This window comes from Bartonella sp. AA83SXKL, from assembly GCF_042196965.1.
Classification (GTDB): Bacteria; Pseudomonadota; Alphaproteobacteria; order Rhizobiales; family Rhizobiaceae; genus Bartonella.
This window is the reverse complement of record NZ_JBHIRG010000003.1, coordinates 1-17,481: the sequence shown is the minus strand read 5'-3', so window position 1 is coordinate 17,481 and position 17,481 is coordinate 1. Positions and strand designations below refer to the sequence as shown.

Below are 17,481 nucleotides of genomic sequence, written 5' to 3'. Positions count from 1 at the left end.
TCTCATACAATAACATAAGAGATCAATAAAAAACGTATTTCAACTCAAATTTTATTTTGATCTTTACGTTTTTTGCGCAACTGTTGCCACCACTCAAGACGTTTCACAATTTCACGCTCAAAACCACGCTCAACTGGTTTATAATAACTCTGACGCCCAAGTTTTTCGGGAAAATATTCTTGTCCTGAAAAAGCATCTGGTTCATCATGGTCATAACAATAACCACTTCCATACCCTTCTTCCTTCATAAATTTCGTAGGAGCATTAAGAATATGCTTAGGAGGTGGTAAAGAGCCATTTTTGCGTGCACAACGCAGTGCTGCTTTATACGCAAGATATGCTGCATTTGACTTTGGCGCAGTTGCAACATAAAGACATGCTTGCGCCAAAGCCAATTCTCCTTCTGGTGATCCTAAATAATCATAGGCATCTTTTGCTGCATTACAAATGACAAGAGCTTGAGGATCCGCCAAACCAACATCTTCAACGGCTATACGAACCAATCTTCGCCCAATATAGAGAGGATCTTCACCAGCATCCAACATACGTGCCAAATAATAAAGCGCAGCATCAGGATCAGATCCACGAACAGATTTATGCAACGCTGAAATGAGATTATAATGCCCATCTCGTCCTTTATCATAAATAGGCGCACGACGCTGAATAACTTTTTGCAAAGCAACAACATCAAGAATCTCTCCCAATGGTGCAATAGACCAAACTTCCTCTGCCAATGTTAACGCAACCCTCGCATCACCATCAGACATCTCTATCAAAACGTCTCTGGCATCATTATCCAAGGGAAGAGTTTTTCCCTCCACTTCTTCAGCACGCCTCAAAAGCATGTCCAAACTTTCATGATCATGAGAAAGAAATGTTAAAACACGTGCACGCGAAAGAAGGGCAGCATTCAGTTCAAAAGAAGGATTTTCGGTTGTTGCACCTATAAGTACCACAGTACCCTCTTCCATCACAGAAAGAAAACTATCCTGCTGTGCACGATTAAACCGATGAATTTCATCAACAAAGAGAAGTGTTTTATCCCCAGATATAAAACGCCTCTGCGCAACTTCAAAAATCTTTTTAAGTTCAGAAACTCCTGTAAAAATAGCAGAAACCTGTTCAAACGCGAAATTTGTTTCAAGGGCTAACAAACGTGCAACGGTCGTTTTTCCCGTCCCTGGAGGTCCCCAAAAAATCATCGATCCAATTGAGCCTGTTGCCGCCATACGTGAAAGCAAACCATCCTCTCCAATCAAATGCTTTTGTCCCACAACATCATTGAGAGAACAAGGGCGCATTCTTTCTGCTAGTGGCTGATTTTTATTAACTTGAAAATCAAACGACGAAGTAAAAAAATCTTTCTTCAAAAAAAACCTCAACGAATAAATTGGCGAATATACATACCATCACGTTCATATTCCAATTGCCACATATTTGAGCGACCTTGCATAAGAACCTTTTTCAACTGATGAACTGTTTGAATTTTATGGCCATTTACAACACGTAGAATATCTCCTGACTGAAAAATTCCAGCAGCATTGCTCATTTCCTCAAGATTGGTAATCACAACCCCTTTTGCAGATATAGGAAGATGAAAACGTCGACTATTTTGCGGTGTTAAATCTAACACCTCAGCACCAGCAAGAGGACTGTCACCCGTAATTTTTTCAGATTTTAAAAATGCAGTTTCTGATATCGATGAAACTGTTATTTGTGTTTTTAAAGTTTTTCCACTTCGTAAATATTCCAAAGCAAGACTATGCTCAACGTCAGCTGTCATCAAACGATACCCAAGACTATCTGGGCTGTCAACGCGTACCCCCTGCACACTCAAAATAACATCACCTACTTTCAATCCAGCTTTTTCAGCAGGACTATCTTTGATAACTTCAATAATCAGAGCACCATAGGGACGTTCTAAACCTAAACCACCAGCAATATCAGGTGTAACATTTTGAAAAGAAGCCCCAATATAAGGCGGCACAAAATATTTTCCACCGCGTTTAACAGTATCAAGCATTACTTTTACAAGATTAACTGGAATAGCAAAACCAATCCCTACAGAACCACCGGAACGCGAATAAATAGCCGTATTAATTCCGATTAACTGACCTTTCATATCAATTAAAGCGCCACCAGAATTCCCTGGATTAATGGCTGCGTCTGTTTGAATAAAAAAGTCAAAATCAGAAATCCCAACACGTGTACGCGCTTGCGCTGAAACAATACCACTTGTAACTGTTTGACCAACACCAAAAGGATTACCAATAGCAAGAACAAGATCACCAACTTCAACAGTATCAGAATTTCCCAAAGAAAGAACCGGAAATTGAGCATCTTTTTCCTTAACTTCAAGAATTGCAATATCAGTTGCTTCATCTTTGAGCACGACCTTACTCTCAAACTCCCGTCCATCAGAAAAAGCCACTTTAATTTCGCTTGCATCTTTAATGACGTGGTAATTTGTAACGATCAAACCACGTGCATCAACAATCACCCCTGATCCTAATGACGATTGCTTACGAACAGGAAATTTATTTTGAAAACGACCAAAAAATTGCTCAAAAAATGGATCGCCTTCAAAAGGTGATCTAGCTCTAATTTGTCGAGCTGCATAAATATTTACAACAGATGGAACTGTCTTTTTAACTAAAGGAGCAAATGAAAGAGTGATTTCTGTTTGTGTTTGAGGAACATGAGCATATACATGATCAAATGATATCTGCATCATAATTACAAAAAAAATCCGCACCCAAAAAGAACACCTCATAATCCACTCCTTATAAAATCAGCACATTCTGTTGAAGATTAATAGAATAAAAAAACGTATCCCCGCAAATTAAGGACCTCTATTAATATTTCATAATAGAGAATAAAAACAACCTATTTGAACAATAAATATTATAAAAATAAGATAATTCAATATTCTATAATTTTCTCTCTGCACCTATTTCTCAACTAAAACAAACTTAAAAATGCTCACAAAAAAACCGCCCAAGACAAGGCGGCCTTTAAAAATCCAACAGAATAAAAAACTCTACGAAGATGTTCCCTTTTCATTCTCAGAAGCTTCCATGCGAGCACGATCCCCAGCACCCTTCGCTTCAACATCGCGATCAACAAATTCTATAACAGCCATGGGCGCATTATCACCGGTACGAAACCCCGCTTTCATAATACGCAAATACCCACCGTTGCGTGATGCATAACGTGGCGCAAGCGTATCAAATAATTTCGCAACCTTTCCTGCATCACGAAGTGCTGCAATAGCTTGCCGACGCGCATGCAAACCACCACGCTTACCAAGAGTAACAAGTTTTTCAACAATAGGACGAATTTCTTTAGCTTTTGGAAGCGTTGTCACAATCTGCTCATGCTCGATCAACGAAGTTGCCATATTTGCAAACATCGCTTTACGGTGACTGGCAGTACGGTTCAACTTGCGTCCTGACTTACTATGGCGCATAAGCCCTCTCCTTAAATTCTAATTTTAATATTGATCTTCATAACGTTTTGCAAGATCATCAATGTTTTCAGGCGGCCACGCAGGAATCTCCATCCCAAGATGTAAACCCATACACGCCAAAACTTCTTTAATCTCATTCAACGATTTTCGACCAAAGTTCGGTGTCCGAAGCATTTCAGATTCTGTTTTCTGAATCAGATCACCAATATAGACAATATTATCATTCTTAAGACAATTTGCCGAACGAACTGAAAGTTCTAATTCATCCACTTTTTTGAGAAGAGCAGGATTAAAAGAAAGCTCAGAATCAGCCTCTTCAACAGGCTCCTTCTGTGGCTCTTCAAAGTTAATAAATAACGATAATTGATCCTGAAGAATGCGTGCTGCAAAAGCAACAGCATCCTCACCATTAACAGCACCGTTTGTTTCAATCGTGAGCGTTAATTTATCATAATCGAGAACTTGACCTTCGCGTGTATTTTCTACTTTATAAGATACCTTACGGATCGGTGAATAAAGACTATCAATTGGAATAAGCCCTATACGTGCATCATCAACACAATTACGATCAGATGGAACATACCCCTTTCCTGTGTTGACAATAAATTCCATACGAATTTCAGCTTCTTCATCAAGAGTACAAATAACATGATCTGGATTTAGAATTTCCATATCCCCAACTGTACTGATATCTCCCGCTTTCACGACACCAGGACCCTCTTTATAAACGACGACACGTTTAGGACCTTCTTCTTCCATACGAAGCGCAATTTCTTTTATATTCAGAATAATATCCGTAACATCCTCACGCACACCTGGAATCGATGAAAATTCATGCAAGACACCGTCAATCTGCACAGCAGTAATAGCCGCACCACGAAGCGAAGATAACAAAACGCGACGAAGCGCATTTCCTAACGTTAAACCAAAACCACGCTCAAGAGGTTCAGCAATCACACTTATAATATTTGGATTATCATGTGCACATGATTCAACCTTATTGGGTTTAATAAGTTCCTGCCAGTTTTTCTGGATCATATTTTTATTCCCGTTCTTTAGTTCCGTTACCATTCAATCGTAACGACCAATGTGAACATCAGAGAAATCTCCGACAACAAAAAACAACACCCAATTAAACACGCCGCCTTTTCCGCGGACGACATCCATTATGAGGAATTGGTGTTACATCGCGAATAGAAGTAATGACAAAACCAACAGATTGCAATGCTCGTAGAGCAGATTCACGCCCTGATCCAGGTCCACAAACTTCAACTTCCAAAGAACGCATACCATGCTCTTGCGCTTTTCTTGCACAATCCTCCGCAGCAACTTGAGCAGCAAAAGGTGTCGATTTACGCGCACCTTTAAACCCCTGAGCTCCCGCAGATGACCAAGCAATTGCATTACCCTGAGCATCAGTAATAGTAATCATTGTGTTATTAAATGTTGAATTAATATGAACAACACCCGATGAAATATTTTTACGTTCGCGACGACGAACACGTGTGGCTTCCTTGGCCATAATTTCCCTTTCAACGATCTCATCACTGCCGTAACATCAGCAGCTCCACCTTTTTTTTCTTGTCAAACAAATCAAACAAGAAAAAGAATATATAAAAACCTTCCACAAAGGCCCTTATTTCTTCTTACCGGCAATTGCCTTAGCCGGACCTTTACGCGTACGAGCATTCGTATGTGTACGCTGTCCTCGGACAGGCAAAGACCGGCGATGACGCAATCCTCGATAACAACCAAGATCCATCAAACGCTTAACATTCATAGCAACCTCACGACGAAGATCACCTTCAACTTGATACCCCTGATCTATTGCCTCACGAATCTGCAGCACCTCAGCATCTGAAAGCTCATGCACACGACGCCCCAAAGGAATGCCAACTCTTTCAATAATTTCTTGAGCAAATTTTGGTCCAATCCCGTGGATATATTGAAGCGCAATAATTACACGCTTATTTGTCGGGATATTGACGCCAGCAATACGAGCCACGCCTACTCTCCTTAGTTATTTTTGACAAATTGTTATAAAATACCTGATATACCTTATAGAAAAAAATAGACTCAGAAAAAAATTCTTCCGAATCCTATTATTTCACTAAAATAAATTAAATTCACTTTTGATAGATTTCATCTCAAAAGTCAACTCTTTTCATTTATTTCTAAAAAAATCTCATGAAAGAAACCCTCTAATCATACGTGTCACTTCAGCAACACCAATCATTCCATCAATAACCTTCAACATTCCCCTCTCTGAATAAAATTTTGATAAGGGAGCTGTTTTTTCACGATATTCTACTAATCTTTTTGCAAAAGCAACAGGATTGTCATCTAAACGAACCTGTCCACCAGCCGCTATTGTTTCTTCAACGCGCTTCTTCATACGTTCAATCAACACGTCTTCATCAACACACAACTCAATAACAGCATTAAGCTGCGTATTTTTTGAATTCAGTATCTGTTGCAACGCTTCTGCCTGCCCTACAGTTCGCGGATATCCATCCAAAACAAAACCGTTTACACAATCAGCTTCATCAATCCGATCTGATACGATTTGATTAACAATACTATCAGGTACCAAAGCACCAGAACTTATAATAGCTTTAGCTTTTTTACCAATCTCCGTTTCTTTGGCAATCACCTCACGCAACATATCCCCTGTTGATAAATGAGGAATGCTATATTCCTCAGTCAACATTTTTGCTTGCGTACCTTTTCCCGCTCCAGGAGGACCTAAAAGAATAACTCTCATCGATTCCTTCTACCTCCACGAAGTTTTGATTTTTTTATCAACCCTTCATATTGGTGGGCAACAAGATGCCCCTGAATTTGAGCAACCGTATCAAGTGTAACAGTAACAACAATCAACAAGGATGTTCCCCCAAGATAAAAAGGAACCTGTAATGCAGATATCATAAATTCAGGTAACAAACAAACCAAGATAATATAAAGTGCCCCCACAACAGTAATACGCGTCAAAACGTAATCAATATATTCGGCTGTACGCTCACCTGGACGAATCCCTGGAATAAAACCAGAATGTTTTTTCAACTGATCTGCAGTATCACTTGGATTAAACACAATAGCTGTATAAAAAAAGCAAAAAAACGCCATTAAAAATGCATAAACAATCATATAAAGTGGCTGTCCATGACCAAGAGCATAAGAAATCTCCTGAACCCATTGTGGCATTTTATCAGAAAAATTATTAATAGTGGCAGGTAATAATAATAAAGATGAAGCAAAAATAGGTGGAATAACACCAGCAGTATTCAACTTTAAAGGAAGATGCGACATATCTCCTTGAAACATTTGATTACCGACCTGACGTTTCGGGTATTGGATAAGAATTCGCCGTTGCGCACGCTCTATAAAAACAATAAGCCCAATAACCAAAACAGCAATAAGAACGATTCCTATTAAAAGAAAAGTTGATAAATCAGCCTGACTATGAGCTGTCAAAAGCTGAGCAAAAGTAGAAGGAAAGTTGGCTACAATCCCTGTAAAAATGATAAGAGAAACCCCATTACCAATACCACGTGACGTAATTTGCTCGCCAAGCCACATAAGAAACATCGTTCCGCCAACAAGCGTAATAACAGAAGAAATACGAAACATAAGACCTGGTTCTAAAACAATTTGAAGCCCCGACCCTATACCGCTTTCAAGCGCAACCGCAATACCAAAAGCTTGTAGGATTGCCAATACGACTGTTACATAACGCGTATATTGATTGATAATCTTACGACCTAAATCTCCTTCTTTTTTAAGAGTTTCCAAAGAAGGAATAATAGATGTTAACAATTGCACAATAATAGATGCCGATATATAAGGCATGATACCCAGCGCAAAAATAGCCATACGCCCAACGGCACCTCCAGCAAACATATTAAAGAGTCCTAATACACCCGACGCGTGATGTTCAAATGTTTGCCGCAAAGCATCGATATTGATACCTGGAAGAGAGATGTAAGTGCCAAAACGATATACAAGAAGCGCCAACAGAGTAAACCAGATACGTTTCTTTAATTCAGTTGCACGCGAAAAGGTGCCGAAGTTTATATTGGAAGCAAATTGCTCTGCTGCTGATGCCATAAAACGTCTCCACTTTACACTCCAGTTCTTTAAATCACAGAAGTATAATCCTAAAATTCATATATGCATACATAAACAAATGCAGAACTTAAACAATTCTCCACAAAAGATCCCACAAAACAGATATCATTCTTCTTTAGGTCTCTATTCATATTAAAAAATTATCGAGCAATATCAGGAAGAATAACCTGACCACCCACTTTTTCAATCTTAACACGAGCAGCTTGTGAAGCACCAGAAACATGAAAGGTAATCTTAGTTTTCAAATCACCAGCAGAAAGAAGACGAACCCCATCTTTTTCACGACGAATAATACCAGCCTCTTTCAAAGAAACCATATCAACAGGCTTTTCAATATTCAACTTACCTGCATCAACTGCCAACTGAATACGTCCTAGTGAAACTTCATTGTAGGTTTTAGCAAAGAAATTCCTAAATCCACGTTTTGGCAAACGACGATAGATAGGCATTTGCCCACCTTCAAAACCATTAAGGGAAACACCAGAACGTGACTTTTGCCCTTTTACACCACGACCACCAGTCTTACCCATACCGGAACCAATACCACGCCCAACACGCTTACGATTTTTTGTTGCGCCTTCGCAATCACGCAGTTCATTGAGTTTCATATCTAATACTCCCGCAACCCTTAACCTTCATCTATAACGCGAACAAGATGCCGAACCCGAGCAATCATACCCCGCACACAAAGTGTATCATCTAAAACGCGCCGACGACGCATTTTATTTAGTCCAAGCCCCTTTAAGGTTGCACGCTGAATCTGTGAGTTTCGAATAGGGCTTCCAATTTGTTCCACAGTCACAGTTTTACCACTCTGAGATTTTTTCTGAACCATTTCCTAATTCCTTTTCTGATAATCTCAGAAACTACCCTTCTAGGTCGACTAAATGGCGACGACGCGCCTGCAAAGTCGAATACTTTATACCACGTTGAGCAGCAATATCTCTAGGATGCACTTGATGTTTCAATGCATCAAATGTTGCACGAACCATGTTATAAGGATTCGACGATCCTAGTGATTTTGCAACGACATCCTGCATACCAAGAGCTTCAAAAATAGCACGCATCGGTCCCCCAGCAATAATACCAGTACCAGCAGAAGCCGAACGTAGCAAAACACGCCCAGCTCCGTGACGACCTTCAAGATCATGATGCAATGTACGCCCAGACCGAAGCGGAACATAAATCATCCCACGTTTTGCTGATTCCGTTGCTTTACGAACGGCTTCTGGAACTTCACGGGCTTTACCATGTCCAAAACCCACACGCCCTTTTTGATCTCCAACGACAACAAGAGCGGCAAAACCAAAACGCCGACCACCCTTTACAACTTTAGCAACACGATTGATATGAACGAGCCTATCGACAAATTCATTATCGCGTTCTTCTCTCTCACCACGTTCTTTTTGTGCCATTCCTCATTCCTTTTTCTTTTCCGGAAGCACGATAACAAAGTCCCTCATCAAACTGGAAGAACTTAAACGAAATACTCTAAACTCTCCTTACTCATTCATAAATAAGAAATTTTAGAAATTCAAACCACCTTCACGAGCAGCTTCAGCTAAAGCTTTGACGCGACCATGGTACACATACGCTCCACGATCAAAAACCACCTCATTAACACCCGCTTTCTTCGCACGCTCAGCAATTAACTTACCAACAGCAAAGGCCGCCTTTTTATCAGCACCACTCTTTAACGATTTTTTCAAATCACTTTCAAGAGTAGAGGCTGAAACAAGTGTACATCCCCGCAAATCATCGATAACTTGAGCATAAATGTTCTGATTTGAACGATAAACACTAAGCCGAGGACGATCATGAGAAACCATTTTAATTCTACGACGAACACGCCTTGCACGACGTTGGATAATGTCCTTAGATGAAACCATAATACAAAATCCTTATTTCTTTTTACCTTCTTTACGGAAGATACGTTCATCTGCATGCTTAACACCTTTACCTTTATAAGGCTCAGGCCTACGATACTCACGAATCTCCGCTGCAACTTGTCCAACTTGCTGTTTATCAATTCCAGAAACAACAATTTCCGTTGGCTTAGGAACAGTCACAGTAACACCCGACGGAACTTTATAAACCACATCATGCGAAAAGCCCAGAGATAGTTGAACATCCTTACCCTGCAAAGCAGCACGATAACCAACCCCATTAATCTCCAACCTCTTTTCAAAACCATCTTTCACACCACAAAAAATGTTCTCAATCATTGAGCGCGACATACCCCATTTAGAACGCGCATCTTTTGACTGATCCCGCGGCATAACTGATATGATATTTTCCTCAAGTTTGACTAAGACTTCATCATTGACGACGTAACTCAGCTCACCTTTTGGACCTTTTGCCTTAACCAGCTGACCTTCAACAGTAGCAGTAACTCCAGAAGGAATTGAAATGGGTTTCTTTCCAATACGAGACATTGTTCTAACCTACTTTTTCTTCCGTTTTCTTGACATAACTTAGAAAACACGACAAAGGAGTTCTCCACCAACATTCTGTTCACGCGCCTTATGATCTGCCATGACACCTTTAGGAGTCGATAAAATCGAAATACCAAGGCCATTTGCCACCTGAGGAAGTGACTTAGCAGAAACATATACACGACGCCCTGGTTTTGATACACGTGAAATCTCACGAATAGCAGCCAGCCCTTCAAAATACTTCAATTCGATTTCAATCTCAGCTTTCCCATCACCTAAATCAATTTGATTATATCCGCGAATATAACCTTCCGACTGAAGAACATCAAGAACGTGCGCACGAAGCTTCGAAGCTGGAGTAACTACTTTACCTTTTTTACGACCAAGTGCATTACGAATACGTGTTAGCATATCACCAAGAGGATCTGACATAGACATTAAATAATCTCCTCTTACCAACTAGACTTTACAATACCAGGAATATAGCCAATAGAGCCAAGCTCACGCAACGCAATTCGCGACATTTTTAATTTACGATAATAAGCCCGCGGACGACCTGAAACCTCACAGCGATTACGAATACGAACTTTCGAAGAATTACGCGGCAACTCTGCCAACTGAACAGAAGCTTTAAAACGTTCTTCAAGAGAAACCTTCTGATCCATAACTATTGCTTTCAAACGTGCACGACGGGCAGCATAGCGCTTTACCATCACCTCACGACGCTTATTTTTTTCAACGGCACTTACTTTGGCCATAATTTCACCTCACTACGTTTGCCGTTACGAACGAAAAGGAAAATTAAAAGCACGCAATAACTCACGAGCTTCATCATCCGTTTTTGCTGTCGTACAAACGATAATATCCATGCCCCAAATTTGATCAACTTTATCATAGTTGATTTCTGGAAACACAATGTGTTCTTTAATACCCATAGCAAAATTGCCACGACCATCAAAACTCTTTGGATTTAAACCACGAAAGTCACGAACCCGCGGAAGAGCAATCGTCACAAGACGATCTAAAAACTCAAACATACGATCTTTACGCAATGTAACTTTAGCCCCAAGAGGCATTCCTTCACGAACCTTAAAGGTCGCAATAGAATTACGCGCACGCGTAACAACAGCCTTCTGACCCGTTATTAGCCCTAAATCCTCAGCGGCAAGGGAAGGTTTCTTGGAATCAGCAGTTGCTTCACCTATCCCCATATTTATTACAACTTTATCAATCCGCGGAATTTGCATCGCATTTCTGTAATTAAACTTCTCTTGAAGCACTTTACGAATCACTTCGAAATAATGCGCTTTCATACGCGGTATTTGTCTTTCCTCAGCCATTAATCAACTCTCCCGAACGCTTGGCAAAACGAACTTTATTACCATCTGCATTCATACGAAAGCCTACACGTGTAGGCTTACCATCTTTAGGATCAGCAATCGCCAAATTAGACAGATGAATCGGAGCTTCTTTAGAAATAATTCCAGCTTCTTGCTTCTGCGTTTGACGTTGATGACGTTTAATCATATTAATCCCACGAACAAAAGCCTTATTCTCTTTTGGACTAACCTTAATTACTTCACCACTACATCCTTTATCCTTACCGGACAAAACAACAACTTTATCACCTTTTCGAATCTTTTGCATAACATTTACTCCTTACAGAACTTCAGGAGCAAGCGAGATGATCTTCATATGATTCCTACCACGCAATTCACGGGGAACAGGTCCAAAGATACGAGTACCGATCGGCTCTTTTTTGTTATCCACTAAAACCGCAGCATTACTATCAAAACGAATGACACTACCATCTGCGCGACGAATATCCTTAGCAGTACGAACCACAACAGCTTTCATAACATCACCTTTTTTAACACGGCCACGAGGAATTGCATCCTTAACCGAAACAACAATAATGTCACCGACCGAAGCATATTTCCGCTTTGAACCGCCTAACACTTTGATGCACATGACACGACGCGCTCCAGAATTATCAGCAACGTCGAGGTTTGTTTGCATCTGAATCATGACTGGCCACCTTCTCTTAACACATATATCCGATTGTACCTTTTACACACTCGGATTTGCCTGCCAAATAACGATAAAGTTATCGCCTTCAAATTTATCAATGATAACCACACTGTTAAATTCTAAAACAATAAGCTTAACTCATTACGCTACATTGTCTTTTACAACAATCCAACATTTATCTTTCGAAATTGGTCTAGATTCTTGAATAGAAACTTGATCCCCAATCTTAAATTGGTTGTTTTCGTCATGCGCTTTATAATTTTTAGACTGCCGAACAGTCTTCTTAAGAAGCGGATGAGAATAACGGCGTTCAACTTTGACAACAACAGTCTTATCACTTTTGTCGCTAATAACAACACCCTGCAAAACGCGTTTAGGCATCTCTTATTTCCTTAAACCTTACTTTCACTTATCTTTTGACGAAGAAAAGTTTTAATACGCGCAATATCACGACGAACTTGTCTAACGCGCGCAGTCTTTTCTAATTGACCTGTTGCTTTTTGAAAACGCAAATTAAATTGCTCTTTCTTTAACTTAGCCAATTCATCTTTCATTTGGTCGAGCGTTTGCGCCCGTAATTCTGTGGCTCTCATCGCTTAACCTCACTATTCAGCAATACGCTGGATGAAACGCGTTTTTATAGGCAACTTTGCAGCACCCAATCTTAGTGCTTCACGTGCAACATCCTCCGGAACTCCATCAAGCTCAAACATGACGCGCCCAGGAGCAACACGTGCAGCCCAATAATCAACACTTCCCTTACCTTTACCCATACGAACTTCAGTCGGTTTAGATGTAACCGGAAGATCTGGAAAAATACGAATCCACACACGACCAGAACGCTTCATATAACGTGTAATCGCACGACGCGCCGCTTCAATTTGACGAGCAGTGACCCGCTCCGGCTCAACAGCCTTCAAACCGTAGGCACCGAAATTCAAATCCGTACCACCCTTCGCAAAACCGTGAATACGGCCTTTGAACTGTTTACGGAACTTTGTGCGCTTTGGCTGCAACATTGTTCTCTACTCCAAATTTTAGTTCAATCTCAAAAACTAAGCATTTTCGCGGCGACGATTCGATGAAGAACCAGATTGATCAGCTTCCGTAGCACGACGTTCTGAAGCCATCGGATCATGCTCAAGAATCTCACCCTTAAAGACCCAAACTTTAATACCACAAATACCATAAGCGGTCTTAGCTTCTGCTGTACCGTAATCAACATCAGAACGCAAGGTATGAAGTGGAACACGACCTTCACGATACCATTCCATACGAGCAATTTCAGCACCACCAAGACGGCCAGAACAATTGATACGAATACCTTCCGCACCAAGACGCATAGCAGACTGAACAGCACGCTTCATTGCACGACGAAAAGCAACACGACGCTCTAACTGTTGAGCAATTGATTGCGCAATAATTGTCGCATCAATCTCCGGTTTACGAATCTCCACAATATTCAATGAAGTTTCAGCATCCGTCATTTCTGATAGCTTACGACGAAGTTTTTCGATATCAGCACCCTTTTTACCAATAATCAAACCAGGACGTGCAGAATGAATCGTAATACGACACTTTTTATGAGGACGCTCAATAACAACCTTAGAAATAGCTGCCTGTTTAAGCTCCTCAAGCACATATGAACGAATTTTCAAATCTTCATGAAGAAGGCGCCCATATTCACCACTATCAGCATACCAACGAGAGTCCCAAGTCCGATTAACACCAAGACGAAGTCCTATTGGATTGATCTTCTGCCCCATTACGCGGCCTCCACTTTTTCGGTAACTTCACGAACAATAACAGTAAGATGCGAAAATGGACGTTCAATTCTACTAGCACGCCCTCGACCACGAACATGAAAGCGCTTCATCACTATCGACTTACCAACATAAGCTTCCGCCACAACAAGCGAATCAATATCAAGATCGTGGTTATTTTCTGCATTTGCAATTGCTGATTCAAGCGTTTTTTTCACAGTAGCAGCAATACGCTTGCGTGAAAACATCAAATCAGCGAGCGCTACATTAACTCTTTTACCACGAATCATTGCAGCAACTAAATTAAGCTTCTGCGGACTAACACGAATTGTCCGCGTGACAGCTCTTGCTTCATTATCTTTAAGCTGGCGCGAAACTTTAGCTTTTCCCATTCCTACTTCCTCTTCGCTTTCTTATCGGCACCATGACCATAATAAGTTCGGGTAGGAGCGAACTCACCAAACTTATGCCCAACCATCTCTTCAGAAACAGAAACAGGAATATGCTTATTACCGTTGTAAACACCAAAAGTTAAACCAACAAATTGCGGTAAAATAGTAGAGCGACGACTCCATATTTTTATAACTTCGTTGCGCCCACTTGAACGTACCTTCTCTGCTTTACCAAGAAGATAGCCGTCAACAAACGGACCTTTCCACACTGAACGAACCACCTCAGACTACCTTTCTCATTTCTTGCGTTGATGACGCGTACGCATAATAAATTTATCAGTAGCTTTATTGGAGCGCGTACGCTTACCTTTCGTAGGTTTACCCCAAGGAGATACTGGATGGCGCCCCCCCGATGTACGACCTTCACCGCCACCGTGTGGATGATCAACGGGGTTCATAGCAACACCACGAACATGTGGACGCTTACCACGCCAACGTGACCGACCTGCTTTACCATCATTAATATTCCCATGATCAGGATTTGAAACAGCGCCAACAGTTGCAAAACAGCTACTCGGAACCAAACGCTGCTCACCAGAATTTAAACGAAGAATAGCCATACCATGATCTCGTCCAACCAACTGCGCATAAGCACCTGCTGAACGTGCAATCTGCCCTCCTTTTCCTGGCTTCATCTCAACATTATGAATAATTGTACCTACAGGCATATTAGCAAGAGGCATAGCATTACCTGGTTTAACATCCACATTTAAACCAGCCATAACAGAATCACCGACACCAAGACGCTGTGGTGCAAGAATATAACTCAATTGCCCATCCTCATAGCGGATTAAAGCAATAAAAGCGGTACGATTAGGATCGTATTCTAAACGCTCAACCTTTGCTGAAACATCACGTTTAAGACGCTTAAAGTCGACAAACCGATAACTACGTTTATGTCCACCACCCTGAAAACGAGCAGTAACACGACCGCGATTATTACGTCCACCCTTTGAAGACAAACCTTCTGTTAACATCTTTACAGGTTTTCCCTTATAAAGACAAGAACGTTCCACAATAACAAGCTGACGCTGCCCAGGTGTCATTGGATTAAATTGCTTAAGTGCCATTATTCCTATCTCCGAGCCTCTTAAAGACCTGTCGAAACGTCGATAGCCTGACCACTGGCCAGAGTTACGATCGCTTTTTTGACATCACTCTGCCGACCAACTATACCTTTGAAACGCTTCACTTTACCCTTACGGACTATCGTGTTAACTGCTTTAACTTTTACGCTAAAAAGCGCTTCAATAGCAGCCTTAATCTCAGGCTTCGTCGCTTTCGGCGCGACATTAAAAGCAACTTGATTATACTCAGAAATCATAGTCGCCTTTTCAGTAATAACTGGACTAATAATTATATCATAATGGCGAAGATCTGTCATTTAAAACGCTCCTCAAGAGCCTCAATAGCTGCTTTTGATAAAACAAGTTTGCTGCGACGCAAAATATCATAAACATTAATTCCCTGAATAGGCAAAATGTCAATATTAGGGATATTAGAGGCTGCACGAAAAAAGTTAATATCAATCTCTTTACCACCAATCAAGAGAGCGTTATTAAATCCAAGCTTAGAAAAATGAGAAACAAGCATTTTCGTTTTAGCATCCTTAACAGTCAACTCATCCACAACAATTAAATCTTTTGCTTTTAATTTTGCAGATAAAGCAAGACGTAACCCAAGAGCACGAATCTTTTTAGGAAGATCATGCGCATGGCTACGAACCACCGGTCCATGTGCCTTACCCCCACCTCTAAACTGCGGTGCACGTGCAGATGAATGTCGAGCACGCCCAGTTCCTTTCTGTTTAAACATTTTTGCCCCTGTTCGCGACACATCAGAACGACCTTGGGATTGATGACTTCCCTGCTGACGACGTGCAAGCTGCCAACGAACAACACGTTGCAAAATATCCTCACGCGGTACAAGATCAAAAATAGCTTCAGAAACCTTTAATTTGCCAGCTTCATTACCATCAAGAGTTTTAATTACAAGATCCATTATTAGGCTCCCTCAACTTCAGAGGTTTCCGTCACCGGAGTAACCATTTCCGCTTTCTCCTTCACAAGACGGCGAATACCAGCAGGCTTTGGAGCATTATCAGGAAGACGCTTCTTCACAGCATCCCGTATCAAAATCCAAGAACCTTTAGAACCAGAAACAGCACCACGCACTAAAATTAAACCACGCTCACTATCAGTGGAAATAACTTCAATATTCTGTGTTGTTACACGCACTTGCCCCATATGGCCAGCCATTTTTTTACCTTTAAAAACTTTACCAGGATCTTGGCACTGCCCTGTAGAACCATGAGCACGATGTGTAATCGAATTACCATGAGAAGCACGATGCCCACCAAAGTTATGTCGTTTCATAACACCAGCAAACCCCTTACCAATACTGGTACCAGTCACATCAACTCTTTGTCCTGGAACAAAATGTTCCACTGTAATCTCAGTACCAACATCAAGAAGATTGTCGGGACTCACACGAAATTCTGCTATTTTGGCTTTAGGCTCAACAGAAGCCTTAGCAAAATGTCCACGAAGAGCTTGTGAAGTATTCTTAACCTTAGCAAAGCCTACACCTAATTGAACAGCAGTATAACCATTCTTTTCAACTGTACGCTGAGCAACGACTTGACAATTCTCCAAACGAAGTACCGTCACCGGCACATGCTCACCAGCATCATTATAAATACGGGTCATGCCCAGCTTCTGTGCTATTACACCTGAACGCATCGGGTCTGTTCCTTCTGTCCTCAAACCTCAGAGCTTAATTTCTACATCCACACCAGCAGAAAGATCGAGCTTCATAAGCGCATCCACTGTTTGCGGCGTTGGATCAACAATGTCAAGAAGACGCTTATGTGTTCGCATCTCAAACTGCTCACGACTTTTCTTATCGATATGCGGTCCACGATTGACCGTAAACTTCTCAATCCGCGTCGGAAGCGGAATGGGACCACGGACATTTGCACCGGTACGTTTAGCAGTCGATACGATCTCACGCGTCGACGTATCAAGAATTCTATGATCAAACGCTTTCAAGCGAATGCGAATATTCTGACTGTTCATGCTCTTTATTTCCCTGTTATACAAAGTGCCTTCAATAATCAAAGCACTCAACAAGCATTATTTATTCAATGATCTTAGAGACGATACCGGCACCAACAGTACGACCACCTTCACGAATAGCAAAAC

The 17,481-nt window shown here is 41.1% G+C and carries 29 protein-coding genes and 1 pseudogene; all 30 read right to left on the bottom strand.

The genetic code is table 11. The annotated features are described in order from the left end of the window. Nucleotides 1-44: 44 nt before the first annotated feature. Nucleotides 45-1,370 carry a replication-associated recombination protein A gene (locus ACFINO_RS02300; RefSeq protein ID WP_375633791.1) on the bottom strand — a complete coding sequence of 442 codons (1,326 nt, stop codon included), beginning with the start codon at nt 1,368-1,370 and terminating at the stop codon, nt 45-47. An 8-nt stretch (nt 1,371-1,378) separates the two neighbouring features. Next, the gene (locus ACFINO_RS02295) at nt 1,379-2,773 is read right to left on the bottom strand and encodes a DegQ family serine endoprotease (protein WP_375617731.1); all 1,395 of its coding nucleotides are present in this window, start codon (nt 2,771-2,773) and stop codon (nt 1,379-1,381) included. 267 nt (nt 2,774-3,040) lie between these two features. After that, a complete protein-coding gene (gene rplQ, locus ACFINO_RS02290; protein WP_273791421.1) occupies nt 3,041-3,469 on the bottom strand; it encodes a 50S ribosomal protein L17 in 429 nt (142 codons plus the stop codon). A 24-nt stretch (nt 3,470-3,493) separates the two neighbouring features. Beyond that, complete coding sequence (locus tag ACFINO_RS02285; RefSeq protein WP_375611485.1) at nt 3,494-4,507, bottom strand: DNA-directed RNA polymerase subunit alpha; 1,014 nt, start codon at nt 4,505-4,507, stop codon at nt 3,494-3,496. A gap of 94 nt (nt 4,508-4,601) precedes the next feature. Next, complete coding sequence (gene rpsK, locus ACFINO_RS02280) at nt 4,602-4,991, bottom strand: 30S ribosomal protein S11 (RefSeq protein WP_007347762.1); 390 nt, start codon at nt 4,989-4,991, stop codon at nt 4,602-4,604. Between the two features lie 114 nt (nt 4,992-5,105). After that, on the bottom strand, nt 5,106-5,474 hold the full coding sequence (rpsM, locus tag ACFINO_RS02275) for a 30S ribosomal protein S13 (protein ID WP_026500557.1): 369 nt from the start codon (nt 5,472-5,474) through the stop codon (nt 5,106-5,108). A 180-nt stretch (nt 5,475-5,654) separates the two neighbouring features. Continuing rightward, a complete protein-coding gene (locus tag ACFINO_RS02270; RefSeq protein ID WP_375633793.1) occupies nt 5,655-6,233 on the bottom strand; it encodes an adenylate kinase in 579 nt (192 codons plus the stop codon). Beyond that, nucleotides 6,230-7,576 carry a preprotein translocase subunit SecY gene (gene secY, locus ACFINO_RS02265; RefSeq protein WP_375617729.1) on the bottom strand — a complete coding sequence of 449 codons (1,347 nt, stop codon included), beginning with the start codon at nt 7,574-7,576 and terminating at the stop codon, nt 6,230-6,232. The genes ACFINO_RS02270 and secY overlap by 4 nt, the downstream gene beginning before the upstream one ends. Before the next feature lie 161 nt (nt 7,577-7,737). Continuing rightward, a complete protein-coding gene (rplO, locus tag ACFINO_RS02260; protein WP_375617728.1) occupies nt 7,738-8,205 on the bottom strand; it encodes a 50S ribosomal protein L15 in 468 nt (155 codons plus the stop codon). A 20-nt stretch (nt 8,206-8,225) separates the two neighbouring features. Next, nucleotides 8,226-8,432: a 50S ribosomal protein L30 gene (gene rpmD, locus ACFINO_RS02255; protein WP_375611481.1), complete on the bottom strand. Its 207-nt coding sequence runs from the start codon at nt 8,430-8,432 to the stop codon at nt 8,226-8,228. A 31-nt stretch (nt 8,433-8,463) separates the two neighbouring features. Then, nucleotides 8,464-9,012, bottom strand: coding sequence for a 30S ribosomal protein S5 (rpsE, locus tag ACFINO_RS02250; protein WP_375617727.1), 549 nt, complete (start codon nt 9,010-9,012; stop codon nt 8,464-8,466). Between the two features lie 111 nt (nt 9,013-9,123). Next, nucleotides 9,124-9,486, bottom strand: a complete 363-nt coding sequence (gene rplR / locus ACFINO_RS02245) for a 50S ribosomal protein L18 (protein WP_273791414.1) — start codon at nt 9,484-9,486, stop codon at nt 9,124-9,126. Nucleotides 9,487-9,498: 12 nt separating this feature from the next. Next, complete coding sequence (gene rplF / locus ACFINO_RS02240; RefSeq protein ID WP_273791413.1) at nt 9,499-10,032, bottom strand: 50S ribosomal protein L6; 534 nt, start codon at nt 10,030-10,032, stop codon at nt 9,499-9,501. 39 nt (nt 10,033-10,071) lie between these two features. Continuing rightward, nucleotides 10,072-10,470, bottom strand: coding sequence for a 30S ribosomal protein S8 (rpsH, locus tag ACFINO_RS02235; RefSeq protein ID WP_375629006.1), 399 nt, complete (start codon nt 10,468-10,470; stop codon nt 10,072-10,074). Between the two features lie 14 nt (nt 10,471-10,484). Then, on the bottom strand, nt 10,485-10,790 hold the full coding sequence (gene rpsN / locus ACFINO_RS02230; RefSeq protein ID WP_273791412.1) for a 30S ribosomal protein S14: 306 nt from the start codon (nt 10,788-10,790) through the stop codon (nt 10,485-10,487). 24 nt (nt 10,791-10,814) lie between these two features. Continuing rightward, nucleotides 10,815-11,372, bottom strand: coding sequence for a 50S ribosomal protein L5 (rplE, locus tag ACFINO_RS02225; RefSeq protein WP_375611477.1), 558 nt, complete (start codon nt 11,370-11,372; stop codon nt 10,815-10,817). Then, nucleotides 11,365-11,679 carry a 50S ribosomal protein L24 gene (rplX, locus tag ACFINO_RS02220; RefSeq protein ID WP_015856579.1) on the bottom strand — a complete coding sequence of 105 codons (315 nt, stop codon included), beginning with the start codon at nt 11,677-11,679 and terminating at the stop codon, nt 11,365-11,367. The genes rplE and rplX overlap by 8 nt, the downstream gene beginning before the upstream one ends. 12 nt (nt 11,680-11,691) lie before the next feature. Next, nucleotides 11,692-12,060: a 50S ribosomal protein L14 gene (gene rplN / locus ACFINO_RS02215; protein ID WP_004855715.1), complete on the bottom strand. Its 369-nt coding sequence runs from the start codon at nt 12,058-12,060 to the stop codon at nt 11,692-11,694. 144 nt (nt 12,061-12,204) lie between these two features. Continuing rightward, on the bottom strand, nt 12,205-12,444 hold the full coding sequence (gene rpsQ / locus ACFINO_RS02210) for a 30S ribosomal protein S17 (protein ID WP_012231991.1): 240 nt from the start codon (nt 12,442-12,444) through the stop codon (nt 12,205-12,207). An 11-nt stretch (nt 12,445-12,455) separates the two neighbouring features. Beyond that, nucleotides 12,456-12,656 (bottom strand): 50S ribosomal protein L29, encoded by a 201-nt coding sequence (gene rpmC, locus ACFINO_RS02205; RefSeq protein WP_375606714.1) that lies wholly within the window; start codon nt 12,654-12,656, stop codon nt 12,456-12,458. Nucleotides 12,657-12,668: 12 nt separating this feature from the next. Further along, nucleotides 12,669-13,082 (bottom strand): 50S ribosomal protein L16, encoded by a 414-nt coding sequence (gene rplP / locus ACFINO_RS02200; protein WP_375611475.1) that lies wholly within the window; start codon nt 13,080-13,082, stop codon nt 12,669-12,671. Between the two features lie 36 nt (nt 13,083-13,118). Then, nucleotides 13,119-13,829 carry a 30S ribosomal protein S3 gene (gene rpsC / locus ACFINO_RS02195; RefSeq protein ID WP_273791408.1) on the bottom strand — a complete coding sequence of 237 codons (711 nt, stop codon included), beginning with the start codon at nt 13,827-13,829 and terminating at the stop codon, nt 13,119-13,121. Further along, entirely contained in the window at nt 13,829-14,218 is a 390-nt protein-coding gene (rplV, locus tag ACFINO_RS02190) for a 50S ribosomal protein L22 (protein ID WP_273791407.1), read from the bottom strand. Before rplV ends, rpsC begins: the two co-directional genes overlap by 1 nt. Before the next feature lie 2 nt (nt 14,219-14,220). Continuing rightward, nucleotides 14,221-14,499, bottom strand: coding sequence for a 30S ribosomal protein S19 (gene rpsS / locus ACFINO_RS02185; RefSeq protein ID WP_375617719.1), 279 nt, complete (start codon nt 14,497-14,499; stop codon nt 14,221-14,223). Between the two features lie 15 nt (nt 14,500-14,514). Beyond that, nucleotides 14,515-15,348, bottom strand: a complete 834-nt coding sequence (gene rplB, locus ACFINO_RS02180; RefSeq protein ID WP_375617718.1) for a 50S ribosomal protein L2 — start codon at nt 15,346-15,348, stop codon at nt 14,515-14,517. 20 nt (nt 15,349-15,368) lie between these two features. Further along, nucleotides 15,369-15,662 carry a 50S ribosomal protein L23 gene (locus ACFINO_RS02175; RefSeq protein WP_375654986.1) on the bottom strand — a complete coding sequence of 98 codons (294 nt, stop codon included), beginning with the start codon at nt 15,660-15,662 and terminating at the stop codon, nt 15,369-15,371. Continuing rightward, the gene (rplD, locus tag ACFINO_RS02170; protein ID WP_375617717.1) at nt 15,659-16,279 is read right to left on the bottom strand and encodes a 50S ribosomal protein L4; all 621 of its coding nucleotides are present in this window, start codon (nt 16,277-16,279) and stop codon (nt 15,659-15,661) included. The genes ACFINO_RS02175 and rplD overlap by 4 nt, the downstream gene beginning before the upstream one ends. A 2-nt stretch (nt 16,280-16,281) precedes the next feature. Next, a complete protein-coding gene (gene rplC, locus ACFINO_RS02165) occupies nt 16,282-17,019 on the bottom strand; it encodes a 50S ribosomal protein L3 (protein ID WP_273791404.1) in 738 nt (245 codons plus the stop codon). Nucleotides 17,020-17,046: 27 nt separating this feature from the next. Further along, the gene (gene rpsJ / locus ACFINO_RS02160) at nt 17,047-17,355 is read right to left on the bottom strand and encodes a 30S ribosomal protein S10 (RefSeq protein ID WP_005773267.1); all 309 of its coding nucleotides are present in this window, start codon (nt 17,353-17,355) and stop codon (nt 17,047-17,049) included. A gap of 61 nt (nt 17,356-17,416) precedes the next feature. Continuing rightward, nucleotides 17,417-17,481 (bottom strand): annotated as a pseudogene (locus tag ACFINO_RS02155) (elongation factor Tu); the annotation flags it as partial.

Excerpts from the sequence above, each read along its gene's own strand:
- secY (WP_375617729.1), bottom strand. The coding sequence starts at position 7,576 with ATGGCATCAGCAGCAGAGCAATTTGCTTCCAATATAAACTTCGGCACC.
- ACFINO_RS02175 (WP_375654986.1), bottom strand. The coding sequence starts at position 15,662 with ATGACAGATCTTCGCCATTATGATATAATTATTAGTCCAGTTATTACT.
- rpsK (WP_007347762.1), bottom strand. The coding sequence starts at position 4,991 with ATGGCCAAGGAAGCCACACGTGTTCGTCGTCGCGAACGTAAAAATATT.
- rplP (WP_375611475.1), bottom strand. The coding sequence starts at position 13,082 with ATGTTGCAGCCAAAGCGCACAAAGTTCCGTAAACAGTTCAAAGGCCGT.
- rpmD (WP_375611481.1), bottom strand. The coding sequence starts at position 8,432 with ATGGTTCAGAAAAAATCTCAGAGTGGTAAAACTGTGACTGTGGAACAA.
- rplO (WP_375617728.1), bottom strand. The coding sequence starts at position 8,205 with ATGAAACTCAATGAACTGCGTGATTGCGAAGGCGCAACAAAAAATCGT.
- rpsC (WP_273791408.1), bottom strand. The coding sequence starts at position 13,829 with ATGGGGCAGAAGATCAATCCAATAGGACTTCGTCTTGGTGTTAATCGG.
- ACFINO_RS02285 (WP_375611485.1), bottom strand. The coding sequence starts at position 4,507 with ATGATCCAGAAAAACTGGCAGGAACTTATTAAACCCAATAAGGTTGAA.
- rplR (WP_273791414.1), bottom strand. The coding sequence starts at position 9,486 with ATGGTTTCATCTAAGGACATTATCCAACGTCGTGCAAGGCGTGTTCGT.
- rplF (WP_273791413.1), bottom strand. The coding sequence starts at position 10,032 with ATGTCTCGTATTGGAAAGAAACCCATTTCAATTCCTTCTGGAGTTACT.
- rplD (WP_375617717.1), bottom strand. The coding sequence starts at position 16,279 with ATGGATCTTGTAATTAAAACTCTTGATGGTAATGAAGCTGGCAAATTA.
- rplC (WP_273791404.1), bottom strand. The coding sequence starts at position 17,019 with ATGCGTTCAGGTGTAATAGCACAGAAGCTGGGCATGACCCGTATTTAT.
- ACFINO_RS02270 (WP_375633793.1), bottom strand. The coding sequence starts at position 6,233 with ATGAGAGTTATTCTTTTAGGTCCTCCTGGAGCGGGAAAAGGTACGCAA.
- rplV (WP_273791407.1), bottom strand. The coding sequence starts at position 14,218 with ATGGGAAAAGCTAAAGTTTCGCGCCAGCTTAAAGATAATGAAGCAAGA.
- rpmC (WP_375606714.1), bottom strand. The coding sequence starts at position 12,656 with ATGAGAGCCACAGAATTACGGGCGCAAACGCTCGACCAAATGAAAGAT.
- ACFINO_RS02295 (WP_375617731.1), bottom strand. The coding sequence starts at position 2,773 with ATGAGGTGTTCTTTTTGGGTGCGGATTTTTTTTGTAATTATGATGCAG.
- rpsE (WP_375617727.1), bottom strand. The coding sequence starts at position 9,012 with ATGGCACAAAAAGAACGTGGTGAGAGAGAAGAACGCGATAATGAATTT.
- rplQ (WP_273791421.1), bottom strand. The coding sequence starts at position 3,469 with ATGCGCCATAGTAAGTCAGGACGCAAGTTGAACCGTACTGCCAGTCAC.
- rpsN (WP_273791412.1), bottom strand. The coding sequence starts at position 10,790 with ATGGCCAAAGTAAGTGCCGTTGAAAAAAATAAGCGTCGTGAGGTGATG.
- rplX (WP_015856579.1), bottom strand. The coding sequence starts at position 11,679 with ATGCAAAAGATTCGAAAAGGTGATAAAGTTGTTGTTTTGTCCGGTAAG.
- rplN (WP_004855715.1), bottom strand. The coding sequence starts at position 12,060 with ATGATTCAGATGCAAACAAACCTCGACGTTGCTGATAATTCTGGAGCG.
- rpsH (WP_375629006.1), bottom strand. The coding sequence starts at position 10,470 with ATGTCTATGTCAGATCCTCTTGGTGATATGCTAACACGTATTCGTAAT.
- rplE (WP_375611477.1), bottom strand. The coding sequence starts at position 11,372 with ATGGCTGAGGAAAGACAAATACCGCGTATGAAAGCGCATTATTTCGAA.
- rplB (WP_375617718.1), bottom strand. The coding sequence starts at position 15,348 with ATGGCACTTAAGCAATTTAATCCAATGACACCTGGGCAGCGTCAGCTT.
- rpsJ (WP_005773267.1), bottom strand. The coding sequence starts at position 17,355 with ATGAACAGTCAGAATATTCGCATTCGCTTGAAAGCGTTTGATCATAGA.
- rpsQ (WP_012231991.1), bottom strand. The coding sequence starts at position 12,444 with ATGCCTAAACGCGTTTTGCAGGGTGTTGTTATTAGCGACAAAAGTGAT.